This window comes from Prevotella brunnea (assembly GCF_008016795.1).
Taxonomy (GTDB): Bacteria; Bacteroidota; Bacteroidia; order Bacteroidales; family Bacteroidaceae; genus Prevotella; species Prevotella brunnea.
Window position 1 is genome coordinate 1 of the sequence record NZ_SDIK01000058.1, and the last position, 14,485, is coordinate 14,485.

Sequence of the window (14,485 nt, forward strand, 5' to 3'; positions counted from 1 at the left end):
TTCATTGACAATAAACCGGACGCACTGCCAGTACACGTGGAGAAATCAAGGCAATTGGAACTTTTCTAAAGATTTTCTTATCCCGAACTCGCGTATAAATATAATGAGGTAGCTCTATGGGAAGTAAAAGGATTTAACTCTTGGGAGGGCGGCTGTCCGGCAAAATGACAATCTTTGCTCATGGTCATATTTTTTTCAAATACAAAGATAACCAAAAGGGCTGATACCTCGAGAGAAGTGTCAGCCCTAATTTTGAAAATTAATAAAAGTTTTACCAGACAGCAATAGTAATAAATAAAGAGCATCCGGAGCTTTTCAGCCTACCAAATGTCCATTACGCCTAATATTACTTATTAAACAAAAATAATCACTCGATTGTTTTCTTGCATTTTGATGATTGATTTTGTATCCTTACATTGATGCGTGGAGACAAACGTCTCTATGGCAGGAAAACTTTGCCCATCTTCGGGCCGGAATAATAACCAATGACAAGGAAACCTATCAAAATGAGGAATGGCAGTGATGAGAGAAAGAATCGGATAACGCCCGATTCGAGGAATGTTTGCCGAATAGGGGTGCACGGCAAACAAGGGCTCATGTGCGATGGGGACAATGGGGCAGACTTATTCCAAGACGATTTTCAGTCCTGCCGTGTCTTCTTCCATGTGATAAGGGGCTGATAGTTCACCGAGACCAATCATGGCATTGATGAGGGCAAGGCGTTTGAAATGAGGCAAATCGGCAAGCGTAATTCGTGCTTCGCGAAGTTTTCCGTTGTCAATCAGACTTTTCCTGCGTGTTCCAGGCAAGAGAGGAGTGTCGGGTGTGAGCCATTCCTTGCCATCGAAGAAGGCGATGTTCGTGTATGATGTGTCGGTGATGTTTCCACGTCTGACGATGACGATGTCATCGCATGTTCCGCGTTGTTCCCTGAGTTGGTTGAGCAATGTTCTGTCTGCGCACTTGTAGGGATAGACAATGTTCTTGTCGGCAACGATACGCAGCGATTGCACCTGTCGCATGACGTATGGTTCTGCCGTGAGGTTATAGATGGCGTTGCCATCATATTCGAAGCGCAGTTTTGCAAGTTTCGTTTTAGGATTGATGGCGCGGTGGAAGTCGCTCTCTCGCAGTGGGCGTGCTCCCTTGAAGAATTGTTGTCGGGTGAGGTTTGCACGACGCAGGTGATAGTCGAGATTGTTCACCGTCCCACTGTCCACCCTGATGGTCTCAATAAATCGGCACATATATCTTCTCCAAAACTTCGTTGTATTCCGCTTCCTCATCGCTTCGCGCGGTAATGCCTCCTCCCGCCTTGTAGTAGATCTGTTCGCCCTCTTTGTCAATAAAGCGTATCATGACCGCACTGTCCATCCTCCCATCCTCCCAGATGCCCATGACACCGGTGTAGAACCCGCGCTCGTAGTCCTCTGCCTCTTTGATGATTTGTGTGGTCTTGAGCTTTGGCGCGCCGGTGATGGAGCCTGCCGGCAACAGTTGGAAAAGCATGTCGCCCGGTCGTTGGACATATTGTGGCAGGAGCTGTCCGGAGATTTCCGAACTGGTTTGCAGAATTTTCCCCTTGTTGGTCGTCAGTCGGTCGATATATCGATAGCGTTCCACCGTTACGTGTTCTGCCACCTTACTGAGGTCGTTGCGGATGAGATCGACAATGGTGGCGTGTTCCGCCGCTTCTTTCGGACTGCTGAGCAGTGTTTCCCGCGCATTGGGTTGTAAAGCATCGATGGTGCCCTTCATGGGATAGGAACTGATTTTGCCATTGCTCACCCTAACGAAGATTTCGGGCGAGAAGCACACGAAGTTGTCACGCATCCAACAGCGGTACATCGCCTTGGAACGCAGGAAGATGTCGCGCAGGGCAAGGTTGGTTCTCACCGGCACACGACAGGTGAGGTTGGCAAGATAGCTGTTACCATCACGCTCGTTTCCGATGACATGTCGGATGGCGTGCCGATAGCGTTCCCGGCTGGGTGGCGCAAACTCCCATTCCACATCGGCGTTCCCTGCTACGGCATCGGGTGGAATATTGTTCCGATGAGGGAAGTCAAAGAGCAGTTCCGAGCTGTCAATGTTGTCCACCTCCTCCACGAACGTCTGTCGGCAGTCGTAGCTGGCGATGAAGACAAAAGGCTTGCCATCTTTGGCAAGATGGTTCATTCGCTTGATGGCTGTTTCTTGTTGATAGCTGTTCATGGGCTTATGGCGTGGGTGGAACTGGAGCGTCCCTCTCTTATTAGACCACAAAATTACGTATTTTTTTTCGTTTCTCGGTATTCTTCCCTCGCATTAAACATCTTTTAAACATGAGAAGACATTTCAATCAATCGTTTTTTGCTAACTTTGGCGATAAAGACAGTTGGGAAAGTCCCGACTCGGAAATATTTAAAACAGTGAATTATGAAAGAACACGTTCTATCATCCGCCATCATCGCTCTCGGCATTGTCGTGTTAGGGTTCTGTATGAAGGCAGGAATCGACAACTTTGCCAACAAAGACCGCAAGGTGAGCGTAAAGGGATTGGCAGAGAAAGAAGTGGCTGCCGACAAGGTTACGTGGCCCATTCTCTCAAAGGAATTGGGCAATAATCTGCCGGAACTCTATGCCGGCATTGGGCGAACGCAAGAGAAAATCCGCCGTTTCCTGCTTGCAAATGGCATCAAACCGGAGGAAATCGAGGTGAACGCTCCCGTGGTGATCGACCTGAATGCCGAGCAATACAGCGACAACAATAAGGGTTATCGCTACAACATCACGAGCATCATCACCGTTACGAGCCGACAGGTGAACCGTGTGCGAAGCATCATTGCCCGACAGGGAGAGCTTCTGAAACAAGGCGTTGCCATCGTAGATGGTGGCTATGCCAACCCCATCAAGTATGAGTTTACGAAGTTCACCGAGATGAAACCCAAGATGATGCGACAGGCAATAGAGAATGCTGAAGCCACCGCCAAGCAATTCGCTGCCAACAGCCATAGCGCGCTGAACAAAATTGTGAGTGCCGATCAAGGACAGTTCTCCATCGACGACCGCGACTCCAACACGCCTTATATTAAAAAGGTGCGCGTGGTAACCACCGTTACCTATTCCCTGAAGGATTAATCGGGCTACAACCCCGTTTCCGATGTCGAAGCATCAGGGGTGGAAATACTCAATAATAGGTATAGGAAACGTAAAAAATAGCAACGAAGTGTGAATAATTATAAAAAATAGTAATTTTCCTTCCCTATTATTTGGCGTTACCCCTTTAAACGCTTATCTTTGTAACAGTTTTTTTAGTGGTTAATTTAGTTTTAGTATTGGAACCTTGGGTGATGTGAATCAGTCAAGGCTTTTTTTTGCTCCTCGTTTTGTTAAATAGATGTTCAAAAATAATTTCCACACTATTTTCGTTTGTTTGTCTGTCAGGCTTTGCACTGATGTTACCGAGGTGAGAACCGGGCATGGAATTAGGTTTCGGGATTGGTTTCCCGTGCTCGTTTCCGCTCGTCAATGAGTTGGAAATCTTTCTTTTGCAGCACGAAGTCGGTACCGAGATATTTCTCCTTGACCACCTTATTAGCAGCCAGTTCTTCCGGGGTTCCCTTGAAAAGAATTCGCCCCTCGAAAAGCAGATAGGCGCGGTCGGTAATGTTGAGAGTTTCATGCACGTTATGATCGGTGATGAGAATGCCTATGTTTCGGAATTTCAATCGCCAAACGATGTGCTGAATGTCCTCCACGGCAATGGGGTCAACTCCGGCGAACGGTTCGTCGAGCATGATGAATTTCGGATTGATGGCGAGGCATCGGGCTATCTCACAGCGTCTCCGTTCACCTCCGGAGAGTCGGTCGCCGAGATTCTTGCGCACCTTCTCCAACCGAAACTCGCGAATGAGACTCTCCATCTTTTCCAGCCGTTCCGCCTTGGAGAGTTTTGTCATCTCTAACACGCTCATGATGTTGTCCTCCACGCTCATCTTCCGGAACACGCTCGCTTCCTGTGGCAGATAGCCGATGCCTGCTTTGGCGCGTTTGTACACGGGATAGCGAGTGATTTCCTCGTCATCGATGAAGACGTGCCCCTCGTTGGGCACAATCAGCCCGGTAGTCATATAGAACGAGGTAGTTTTGCCGGCTCCGTTGGGTCCCAAGAGTCCCACTATTTCGCCTTGTCTCACGTTGATGCTCACACCGTCGGCAACGGTGCGTTTGCCATATCGTTTCACTAATCCTTCTGTGCGCAGTATGCTGCGCTGATCGCTCTCCGGGCGAACAACAATGTTTTCCGTTTCTGTCATCATCAGTTTTTTACGATTGTAGTTCCAAATTGCAAAAGTAGTAAAATAAACGCTAATAACATTGAGATAACCTAAAACTTATTGAATATAATGCAGTTTTTTGATGGAATTTGGTTACTTTTGCATCTGTAAACAGAAAGAAGTGAAATCATGCTTATCTACAAACTGCTGACCGCATTCGGCAACTACCTGCAGCTCATGAGGCGCACTTTCAGCCGGCCGGAGCGTATGCGCATGTTCTTCAAGCAATATGTCAAGGAGATGTCGCAATTGGGGGTGGACTCCATCGGCATCGTGCTGCTCATCTCGTTCTTTATCGGGGCAGTGATCTGCATCCAGATAAAGCTCAACGTGCAAAGTCCGTGGATGCCTCGATGGGTATCGGGCTATGTAACGCGCGAAATCATGCTGTTGGAATTTTCGTCGAGCATCATGTGCTTGATTCTCGCCGGAAAGGTGGGGTCGAACATCGCCTCGGAATTGGGCACGATGCGAGTAACGCAACAGATTGACGCGCTCGAAATCATGGGGGTGAATTCCGCAGGCTACCTTATCCTTCCGAAGATTGCCGGACTCATCACCATCATGCCCTTCCTCGTTATCTTCTCGGCGGCAACAGGTGTGGTGGGAGCCTACGCCACGGCTTACCTCGGGCACATCATCACGCCCAACGACCTCACATCGGGCATACAGCACTCGTTCAACCCATGGTTCATGTATATGAGCATCATCAAAGGCGTATTCTTCGCTTTCATCATTGCCAGCGTCGCATCATATTTCGGTTACAACGTGAAAGGCGGTTCGGTGGATGTGGGTAAATCATCCACTGATGCAGTGGTCAATTCCAGTGTGCTCATCTTGTTCAGCGATGTTTTCCTCACCCAGATATTAAGTTAAGATGATAGAAGTAAAACACCTATATAAATCGTTTGGCGAGAAAGAAGTTCTCCACGACATCAGCACCATCTTCGAAGATGGGAAAACCAACCTCATCATCGGACAGAGTGGAGCCGGCAAGACCGTTCTGATGCAGAACCTCGTGGGACTGCTCAACCCTACACGTGGAGAGGTGCTCTACGACAATCGCAACTTCGTGAACATGAGTAAGAAAGAAAAGATACGCATGCGTCGCGAAATGGGAATGATATTTCAAGGATCGGCACTTTTTGACTCCCTCACCGTGCTGGAAAACGTATCGTTCCCATTGGATATGTTCTCGAACATGAACTTGCGCGAACGTCGCCGACAGGCAATGGAAACCCTCGAAAGGGTGAACCTCAAAGGAGCGGAACAGAAATACCCCGGAGAATTGTCGGGGGGAATGCAAAAACGCGTGGCAATCGCTCGCGCGGTGGTGATGAACCCAAAGTATCTTTTCTGCGATGAACCCAACTCGGGATTAGACCCTAAGACATCGCTCGTTATCGATGAACTGCTCTCGGAAATAACGAAAGACTTTCACATCACCACCATCATTAACACGCACGACATGAACTCAGTGATGGGCATTGGCGAAAACATCATCTTCATCGCTGAGGGCAGAAAAGAATGGCAGGGAAACAAAGAAACGGTTATCTCTTCGCACAACAAGAAACTCAACGACCTCGTTTTCGCATCCGATCTATTTAAAAAGGTGAAAGAAGTGGAAATGGAAGACTATTAAATACAAAACAACTCCCTTTTTTTATTAGCTTGAAAATCTTGGCTGCTTAGAAATAATACAGCTTCATGTATTCTTGGAAATTCGAAATTCACAGAAATAATAAAGTTTCCACAGACACGATAACTTTTATAAGCACCATGATTTCAATTCCACCAACTTTTCCCCCCCCCAAGTGAGAATAATCATCCGTTAATCCTTCCTTTTCCCGTCCACAGCCCACCTTGACCGCAATATCTCAAAAAGCATTTCACGGTAAAATCACACGACAAAAACAGAGGCGGACACGTCATTCATAACCCACTGATAATCAGAACTATATTAATTGCAATTCAAAAGCTTAGCTTTTGTACTCTAATTCATGACCTTTTGCACTGCAAAAGCTTAGCTTTTGGAAAGCAAAAGGTAAGCTTTTCACCTGTGGAATAAAAACATTGCACTGAGAAACCAAAACACAGCAAAACATAAAAAAGACATAATCGCACCACACCTATTTTATTCAACCCCCAGACATCATTCCTTGCGCGCGAAATGTGAATGAAAGGTTACATCCCCCTCCACCCACCTGCCCACCATCGAAAAAAAAGGGCACGACGTTTGTTTTTCCGACAGAATTGTTTATCTTTGCAAAGTTATTGTGGGGCGTGGACGCTCAAGCGAACCTCGCAAAACAGGCAATCAGCCTGACAATCGTACCATGCGGAACAAATAAGAACCATATAATATATAAAAAAGAATTGTAACTGCCGGTGAACTCGTCCCGAGAGGTCTTGGGACATGACATGGGCACTATCTCAAAAAATAATGGAAGAATTCGAACTCATTGCCAAGACCTTCATGGGATTGGAACCGGTCTTGGCGCAAGAGCTCACCCAACTGGGTGCCAACAACGTAGAAATCGGGCGCAGAATGGTGTCGTTTACAGGCGACAAAGAACTCATGTATCGCGCTAACTTCCAGTTGCACACCGCCATTCGAATACTCAAACCCATCGCCCATTTCAAGGCACAAAGCGCGGAGGATATGTATAATGAGGTGAAGAAGCTGGATTGGAGCAAATACATTCTCAAGGGAAAGACCTTCTCGGTGGACTCGGTAGTCTATTCTGAAGAGTTCAAAAACTCGCGCTTCGTTACTTACAAGGTGAAAGATGCCATTGTCGATCAGTTCCGCGAGCGCACCGGGGAACGTCCCAATATCTCCGTGAGCAACCCCGACATACGGCTCAACATCCATATCGCCGAAGACAAGGCAACACTATCACTCGATTCTAGTGGCGAATCGCTCCATCGCAGAGGCTACAGGCAAGAGAGCGTGGAGGCACCACTCAACGAAGTGCTTGCCGCAGGCATGATACTCATGACGGGATGGAAAGGCGAAACCGACTTCATCGACCCGATGTGCGGCTCGGGAACACTACCCATCGAGGCAGCTCTCATTGCACGCAACATCTCGCCCGGCGTCTTCAGAAAGGAATATGCTTTCGAAAAATGGACCGATTTCGACTCCGAACTCTTCGATGCCATCTACAACGACGACTCGCAAGAACGCGAGTTCAACCACCATATCTATGGATATGACTGCGACATAAAAGCAGTGAACACGGCAAGACGCAACGTGGCAGCAGCAGGACTGACTCGAGCGATCACTATAGAGCAGAAAGACTTTAAGAACTTCACACAACCGCAGGAAAAGAGCATCATCGTCATGAATCCTCCCTACGGCGAACGCATCTCCACCCCCAACCTCTTGGGTACCTACCGCATGATTGGCGAGCGACTCAAACATCAGTTTAAGGACAACGAGGCATGGATATTGTCCTATCGAGAGGAATGTTTCCGAGAAATAGGACTGAAGCCAAGCATCAAAATTCCCGTTTATAACGGATCGCTGGAATGTGAGTTCAGAAGATATCAGATGTTCGACGGCAAGTTCAACGAGTTCCGTGCAGAAGGAGGCATCGTGAAAACAGAAGAAGAAAAGAAGGAAATGGCACAAAAACATCGTTTCAAGAAGAACCGGGAGTTCAAGAAACGGCTCGACGAAACGCAGGAAAACGAGGAGGGAGACATTCGTTCCTTCACTTTCCACAGTCTCGAACATAAACTCTATACTGACATCGACAACAACCACCGCGGACGACACGCCGACCGAAAAGAAGGCAAACGAGGCGGCAACCGACAACGGTTCAACGATGATGACACCTTCGAAGAGAGTCGAAATTTCAAAGGCGGAAGAAAATACGACAACGACCGCAAATTTGGAGGAAAGAAATATGAAAAAAGAGGGAAGATCGGAGGCTTCCGCAAGAAAGGAAACTATACAGATGAAGATTAAAACATTCGTGGGTCTCGTGGCATGGATTGCTCTCGCGGGACTGCTAAGTCCACAAATGACAATGGCACAGAAAACGTTTACGCTCGAAGACCTCAACTTCGGCGGAAAGAATTATCACAAAATGCGCCCCGAAAACCGATACACGGAGTGGTGGGGCAATCAACTGATACGTAACGAGGCAGAATATTGCGCCCTCGTGAACGTGAAAAACGGTAAGGAACAACGGCTTTTCAACCTCGACGACATCAACCATTGGGCGGGTCTGCAAACTTCCGAAGAGAAAGTTAGACACCTTTATTCCGCGTTTTTCCCTTATTCCGGAAAACCTTACGTAATGGTGAAGAACGGACGCGAGGATCTGTTGGTGGATTTCAAGGCAAAAAAACTCGTAAAGCGATCCACACGTGTACAAAACACGCAGGCAAGGGAATGGAACAAAATCTCCGGAGCAACGGCATACGTTCTCCACCATCAACTCTTCGTGGCGGATAGAGAAGGCAATGCCACCCAACTAACCCGCGACGGCTCGCGCGACATCGTTTACGGACAGGCAGTTCATCGCGATGAGTTCGGCATCAGTGGCGGTTTGTTCTGGAGTCCGTCGGGAACAAAGCTCGCCTTCTACCGAATGGACCAGAGCATGGTAACCGACTTCCCGCTTGTCACGATACAGGAGGTGGACTGGAAACCCAAAGAGGGTGAGTCGCGCATGGCAACCCCCGAACCCACCAAATATCCCATGGCAGGCGAAACCTCCCACAAGGTAACGGTGGGCGTGTACGACACGAACACACAACGCACCGTTTATCTGGATGCAGGCGATCCCACCGACCGCTATTTCACCAACATCGCTTGGAGTCCGGACAGCAAAACCATCTATATGTTTGAGCTGAACCGCGACCAAAACGACTGCTATTTGGTGTCATACGACGCAGAGACAGGACGAAAAATCGCCCAAATCTATCACGAAACCGATGAGAAATACGTGGAACCGCTCCATCCCATCCGCTTTTTACCGTGGGACTCCAATCGATTCATCATGCAATCGCAGAAGGACGGATACAACCACATCTATCTGTGCACCCGAGATGGAAAGGAAATCCGACAGCTGACAAGTGGCAAATGGGTAGTTATGGAAGTGCTTGGTTTCAACAATGGAGAGAAAAGCGTTATCTACGCCTCCAACGAGTGTTCCCCCATACAGCGCAATCTGTGGAGCGTCAGCATCGCCAACGGAAAGCGCACGTTACTTGACAACGGCAAGGGATGGCACTTCGGTGAACTGAGCAAAGATGGAAACGCACTCGTCGATACCTATTCCGAACCTGACGTGCCACGCAACATCGACCTCATCGGCGTTTCAGCCAAACCGTCACGCCACAATTGGCTGACGGCGGCAGACCCATGGAAGGGCTACAACGTGCCCGAATATAGCAACGGCACATTGAAAGCTGCCGATGGAACTACCGACCTGTATTGGCGCATGGTGAAACCAGTCGGCTTCGACCCTACAAAGAAATACCCCACGGTGATTTATGTCTATGGCGGTCCGCACGCTCACAACGTGGACGCAAGCTGGCACTATGGCTCTCGCTCTTGGGAAACTTACATGGCACAGAAGGGGTACGTACTGTTCATACTCGATAATCGGGGCAGCGAGAACCGGGGTAGGACATTCGAACAAGCCACATTCCGACATCTCGGACAAGAAGAAATGAAAGACCAAATGGAAGGGGTGAAGTACTTGAAATCACTCCCATACGTAGATGCCGACAGAATCGGCGTACATGGCTGGTCGTTTGGTGGGTTCATGACTATCTCGCTCATTACGAACTATCCCGAAACGTTCAAAGTGGCAGTGGCAGGCGGACCGGTAATCGATTGGAAATGGTACGAGGCAATGTACGGCGAACGCTACATGGACACACCACAGACCAACCCTGAGGGATACGCCATGACTTCTCTTTTGAACAAGGCAAAAGACTTGAAGGGCAAACTACAAATCATTCAGGGACTGAACGATCCCGTGGTGCTTCCACAGCATTGTCTCACGTTCTTGAAAGCCTGCATCGGAGCGGGAACTCAGCCCGACTTCTTCGTCTATCCGGGCGAACCACATAATATGCGCGGACACCAGAGTGTGCATCTGCACGAACGAATCACGCAATATTTCGAAGATTATCTGAAAAAATAGGAGAATTCTCCAACCATTCTCGGAAAGGCAGAGAAAAGAAGCCTGACCATCGACAGAGAAAAAGGTAGGGATGAGACTTATCCACACATTATAATAATAGAAGGCAAACAACATATTAATAGAAAACAAACAACCCGCGGAAGCCACTTTCCCGGCTATGGCAGGAATGAAACGGAGACAGAGAACATGAAAATATTACTTTTGGGAAGTGGAGGCAGAGAACACGCCTTGGCATGGAAAATCGCACAGAGCAAGAAATGCGACAAACTCTACATCGCACCGGGAAATCCTGGAACGACAGAGTGTGGCGAAAACATTGCCATCGGAGTCAGTGAGTTCGATAAACTCAAGGAGTTCGCAGCAGAAAATCACGTGGATATGCTTGTTGTAGGTCCGGAAGATCCACTGGTGAATGGCATCGCCGATGTATTCCATGCCGATCCGCGCACCAAACACATCGCCGTCATCGGTCCATCGCGAGCCGGAGCAGTGCTTGAGGGCAGCAAAGACTTCGCAAAGGCTTTCATGTCCCGACACCATATTCCCACGGCGGCTTACCGCACCTTCGACGCAACGAACTTGAACGAGGGCATGAAGTTCTTGGAAACACTTCGACCGCCTTATGTGCTGAAAGCCGACGGACTGGCAGCAGGCAAGGGTGTGCTCATCGTGCCAACCCTCGACGAAGCGAAAGCAGAGCTGCGCGAAATGCTCGGCGGTATGTTCGGCAACGCATCCGCAAAAGTAGTAATAGAAGAGTTCCTTTCCGGCATAGAGTGTTCGGTTTTCGTGCTCACCGATGGCGAACATTATAAAATCTTGCCGGAAGCCAAAGATTATAAACGCATTGGCGAACACGACACCGGACTCAACACCGGAGGAATGGGCAGTGTCAGTCCCGTACCTTTTGCCAATGCGGAATGGATGCGTAAGGTGGAGGAACAAATCATTCTCCCAACCATTTCCGGACTGAAATCTGAAGGGATTGATTACAAGGGATTTATATTCTTTGGTTTAATTAATGTTGAAGACAACCCGATGGTAATAGAATACAATTGCAGGATGGGCGATCCGGAGACAGAGACGGTGATGTTGCGACTGAAAAGCGACCTCGTAGAGCTCTTTGAGGGGGTGGCAGCAGGCGATTTAGACCGTCGTGAAGTAGTTTTCGATGAGCGTGCCGCCGTCTGCGTGATGCTGGTAAGTGGAGGTTATCCGCGCCAATATGCCAAAGGTTGCCCCATAACGGGCATTGAAGCGGTGGACGGCTCGGTGGTATTCCACAGTGGCACCACGATGAAAGAAGGAACACTGCTGACCAACGGCGGACGCGTCATCGCCGTTTCCTCATACGGATCCAACAAGGAAGAAGCCTTGCGAAAGAGTTTTACCGAAGCCGAAAAGATAGTTTATAAAGACAAATATTTCAGACGGGATATAGGCGCCGACTTATAGTCATCTACCTTCCGCGTCATGTATAAGAAACGCCTTCAGAACAAGATTTCAGAGAGCCGCTGGTCGCTGCCCATATTGGTGTTGCCGACCGTGGCAGTGTGGGTGCTGAGCTGTCTGTCCGACTTCTCGGTGCTTCCATCACTGCTTTGCGTTCTGTTCTCCACCTACTTGATGCTGGAACTCAACAATGCGAATGCCCTTCTGCGCATCTACAGTAGGGTTGTCTCGTGCTCGTTCCTGCTCTTCGCCACACAGTTTTTACCCCAACTCTCACAGCTTACCCCTGCCATTGTGGTGCTCTGCATGATAGGCTTTCTCACCTGTATTTTCCGAGTGTATCAAGATCCGAAGGGGACGGGGTGGATTTTTTACGCGTTCCTCTGCATAGGACTCAGCAGTATCCTTTGGCCACACATCCTTTATTTCCTGCCCATCCTGTGGATGGTGCTCTCCATCGACATTTTGGCACTCAGTCCCAAGACATTCACGGCATCGCTCTTGGGTATTCTCTTTCCCAATCTTCTCTATTCAGGTTGTCTCATTGGCACAGACCATCTTGACTTCCTCATCGCGCATTATGTGGGGTTGCAGCATTTTTCGCCCATTCTCAACTTCAATCAACTGTCTGGTCCACAGATTGTCAATGCACTATGGATAATCTTGTGCGCACTCATCGGTACTGTGCACTACATCCGTCAGAAGCGCAAGGATAGCATCCGAACCCGGCTGCTCTATCGTTCCCTCATGACCCTGACATGGTCGGCGGTTGCCTTTCTATGTCTGCAACCTCATCATTACAACGAGTTGATGGGCATTATCATCGTGGCGACATCGCCTCTCATCGGTCATTTCCTTGCCCTTACTTACACCAAGTGGACCAACCTTGCTTTCAAGTTCCTTGTCGTGGGCACCCTTATCCTCACTATTTACAATTTTATTTACTATTTATGGCTGCACTCTCTGAAATTCTTTTAGATTATGGCTATTGGGGAATGTTTCTCTCGGCTTTTCTCGCCGGCAGCTTCTTTCCCTTCAGCAGCGAGGCAGTCATGTTAGGCTTGTTGGCAGGCGGGCTGCAGCCCATGCAACTCGTTGTCTATGGAAGCGTGGGAAACATCCTCGGTTCGATGTTCAATTATGGAGTGGGAAGAATGGGAAAGTTAGAATGGATAGAGCGTTACCTGCACGTAAAGAAAGAATCGCTCGACAAGGCGCACCGATTTATGGAAGGCAGAGGCTCGTGGATGGGATTCTTTGCCTTTCTGCCCATCATCGGAAGTGCGATCACCATCGTCTTGGGACTTACCCGTGCCAATCTTCCCATCAGCATCGTCAGCATCTCGGTTGGCAAAGTGCTTCGCTACGCAGCATTGATTTGGGGTGTCAGTCTGGCGTTTTAATTCTAAGCAGGCGTTCAAAATTGCCCCAAGTTTCGCTTTGGCTTCCAAGTGAACGATGATGAATTATGGACGGTCTATCAATAACAGAAGCAGACGATCAAAGAACTATTCTGGCTCAGTAGAAATTTCCTGGGGAATAAAATGTATTAGGAAGGATCAAAAACTCAGAAATGGCGGCAGGAGAAACGATTGATATGAGCAAGCGATTTGGGAATGGTAGTTTATTAAACCCAAATCGGTCATTAGAAAAAGTTTCTTGTCATTTTCTAATGACCGCCATTAGAAAAACAGCATTGTATATGCTTGATCCATAAATATTTACTAACTTTACCACGAAAAAAGTATATACTCCAATGCGCGACTGTGACATAAAGTTCGTAAATAAGGAAATAACACCTTTTGGTGGTCTTTCCCTGTTCTTCAAAATGCTTGAGAAATGGGTATAAGTGACAAAAAGAGACCTAAAATGGGTCTCTTTTGCTCTTATATGACAAAAAGAGACCTAAAACCTCTTATATCCCTTTATCTACAAGGCGAATGAGCCTTTAAAAAGTCTTGAATAATGACTTTTCTCCTTTCTTTGCTAATGCCCTTATGTAGGTTTAATTTTGCTTTCAAAGTAGAGTTGAGTGCTTCCAATTCATTGTTTGTATTCGGCATTTGCAACTCAGGGAAGTCATAGAATGTCCACAACCACGACATATTCCTCTTTAACCCAAATCGGTCATTAGGATTTCTCTGTGTCGTACGGCAAAGAGAAATCCTAATGACCGATTTGGGATAAATATTTGGTAGTGTCCTTAAAAGTGTGTAATTCATCTTTCCTTTCTCTGTACTTCCACTGTTATTTTATTCTTTTCTTTCCAGTTCTTGAATTGATATATTCTCCTTTCATATGTCGTCTTTGTTTCCTCCATCGCCACGGCTGCCAGGAGGAAGATGACGGACTTTTCTGATGGCATGGATGTTCTCATTTGGATGGTTCTCCTGTACTTCCTGTTGAGCCTTTCAATCCAGTTGGTCGTATATATGCACCTCTGCACTTGGGCCGGGAAGTCCATATACGTGAAATAGGCACTGTTGCGTGCGGTCTTGGACTCTCTTAGGGCAGGATATTTCTTTTCCCATTTCTCGACCACGG

General features: G+C 47.9%; 13 protein-coding genes. 9 read left to right on the plus strand and 4 right to left on the minus strand.

Annotated features, from left to right (window positions below):
• Positions 1-623: 623 nt before the first annotated feature.
• The gene (locus tag ETF27_RS08170) at positions 624-1,247 is read right to left on the minus strand and encodes an aminotransferase class IV (RefSeq protein ID WP_130829136.1); all 624 of its coding nucleotides are present in this window, start codon (positions 1,245-1,247) and stop codon (positions 624-626) included.
• Positions 1,231-2,214, minus strand: a complete 984-nt coding sequence (locus ETF27_RS08175; protein ID WP_130829139.1) for an aminodeoxychorismate synthase component I — start codon at positions 2,212-2,214, stop codon at positions 1,231-1,233. Before ETF27_RS08175 ends, ETF27_RS08170 begins: the two co-directional genes overlap by 17 nt.
• A gap of 204 nt (positions 2,215-2,418) precedes the next feature.
• Between ETF27_RS08175 and ETF27_RS08180 the strand changes: the two genes are divergently transcribed.
• A complete protein-coding gene (locus tag ETF27_RS08180; protein ID WP_130829141.1) occupies positions 2,419-3,120 on the plus strand; it encodes an SIMPL domain-containing protein in 702 nt (233 codons plus the stop codon).
• Positions 3,121-3,467: 347 nt separating this feature from the next.
• Here ETF27_RS08180 and lptB read toward each other — a convergent pair whose 3' ends face one another.
• The gene (lptB, locus tag ETF27_RS08185) at positions 3,468-4,298 is read right to left on the minus strand and encodes an LPS export ABC transporter ATP-binding protein (protein ID WP_130829738.1); all 831 of its coding nucleotides are present in this window, start codon (positions 4,296-4,298) and stop codon (positions 3,468-3,470) included.
• Positions 4,299-4,448: 150 nt separating this feature from the next.
• Between lptB and ETF27_RS08190 the strand changes: the two genes are divergently transcribed.
• The 8 genes from ETF27_RS08190 (at position 4,449) to ETF27_RS11185 (ending at position 13,658) form a co-directional block, all read left to right on the plus strand.
• Entirely contained in the window at positions 4,449-5,195 is a 747-nt protein-coding gene (locus tag ETF27_RS08190) for an MlaE family ABC transporter permease (RefSeq protein WP_130829143.1), read from the plus strand.
• Position 5,196: 1 nt separating this feature from the next.
• Positions 5,197-5,961: an ABC transporter ATP-binding protein gene (locus tag ETF27_RS08195; protein ID WP_130829145.1), complete on the plus strand. Its 765-nt coding sequence runs from the start codon at positions 5,197-5,199 to the stop codon at positions 5,959-5,961.
• A gap of 801 nt (positions 5,962-6,762) precedes the next feature.
• A complete protein-coding gene (locus ETF27_RS08200) occupies positions 6,763-8,295 on the plus strand; it encodes a THUMP domain-containing class I SAM-dependent RNA methyltransferase (RefSeq protein WP_130829147.1) in 1,533 nt (510 codons plus the stop codon).
• Complete coding sequence (locus tag ETF27_RS08205) at positions 8,285-10,489, plus strand: S9 family peptidase (protein ID WP_130829739.1); 2,205 nt, start codon at positions 8,285-8,287, stop codon at positions 10,487-10,489. Before ETF27_RS08200 ends, ETF27_RS08205 begins: the two co-directional genes overlap by 11 nt.
• A gap of 186 nt (positions 10,490-10,675) precedes the next feature.
• A complete protein-coding gene (gene purD / locus ETF27_RS08210) occupies positions 10,676-11,944 on the plus strand; it encodes a phosphoribosylamine--glycine ligase (protein ID WP_130829149.1) in 1,269 nt (422 codons plus the stop codon).
• A gap of 18 nt (positions 11,945-11,962) precedes the next feature.
• Positions 11,963-12,919 (plus strand): hypothetical protein, encoded by a 957-nt coding sequence (locus ETF27_RS08215; RefSeq protein WP_130829152.1) that lies wholly within the window; start codon positions 11,963-11,965, stop codon positions 12,917-12,919.
• On the plus strand, positions 12,892-13,344 hold the full coding sequence (locus ETF27_RS08220; RefSeq protein ID WP_130829154.1) for a YqaA family protein: 453 nt from the start codon (positions 12,892-12,894) through the stop codon (positions 13,342-13,344). The genes ETF27_RS08215 and ETF27_RS08220 overlap by 28 nt, the downstream gene beginning before the upstream one ends.
• 170 nt (positions 13,345-13,514) lie before the next feature.
• On the plus strand, positions 13,515-13,658 hold the full coding sequence (locus tag ETF27_RS11185; RefSeq protein ID WP_158635984.1) for a hypothetical protein: 144 nt from the start codon (positions 13,515-13,517) through the stop codon (positions 13,656-13,658).
• 501 nt (positions 13,659-14,159) lie between these two features.
• Here the strand turns inward: ETF27_RS11185 and ETF27_RS08230 are convergent.
• Positions 14,160-14,485 (minus strand): transposase (locus ETF27_RS08230; protein ID WP_240048161.1); only part of this gene is annotated, 326 nt, incomplete at its 5' end.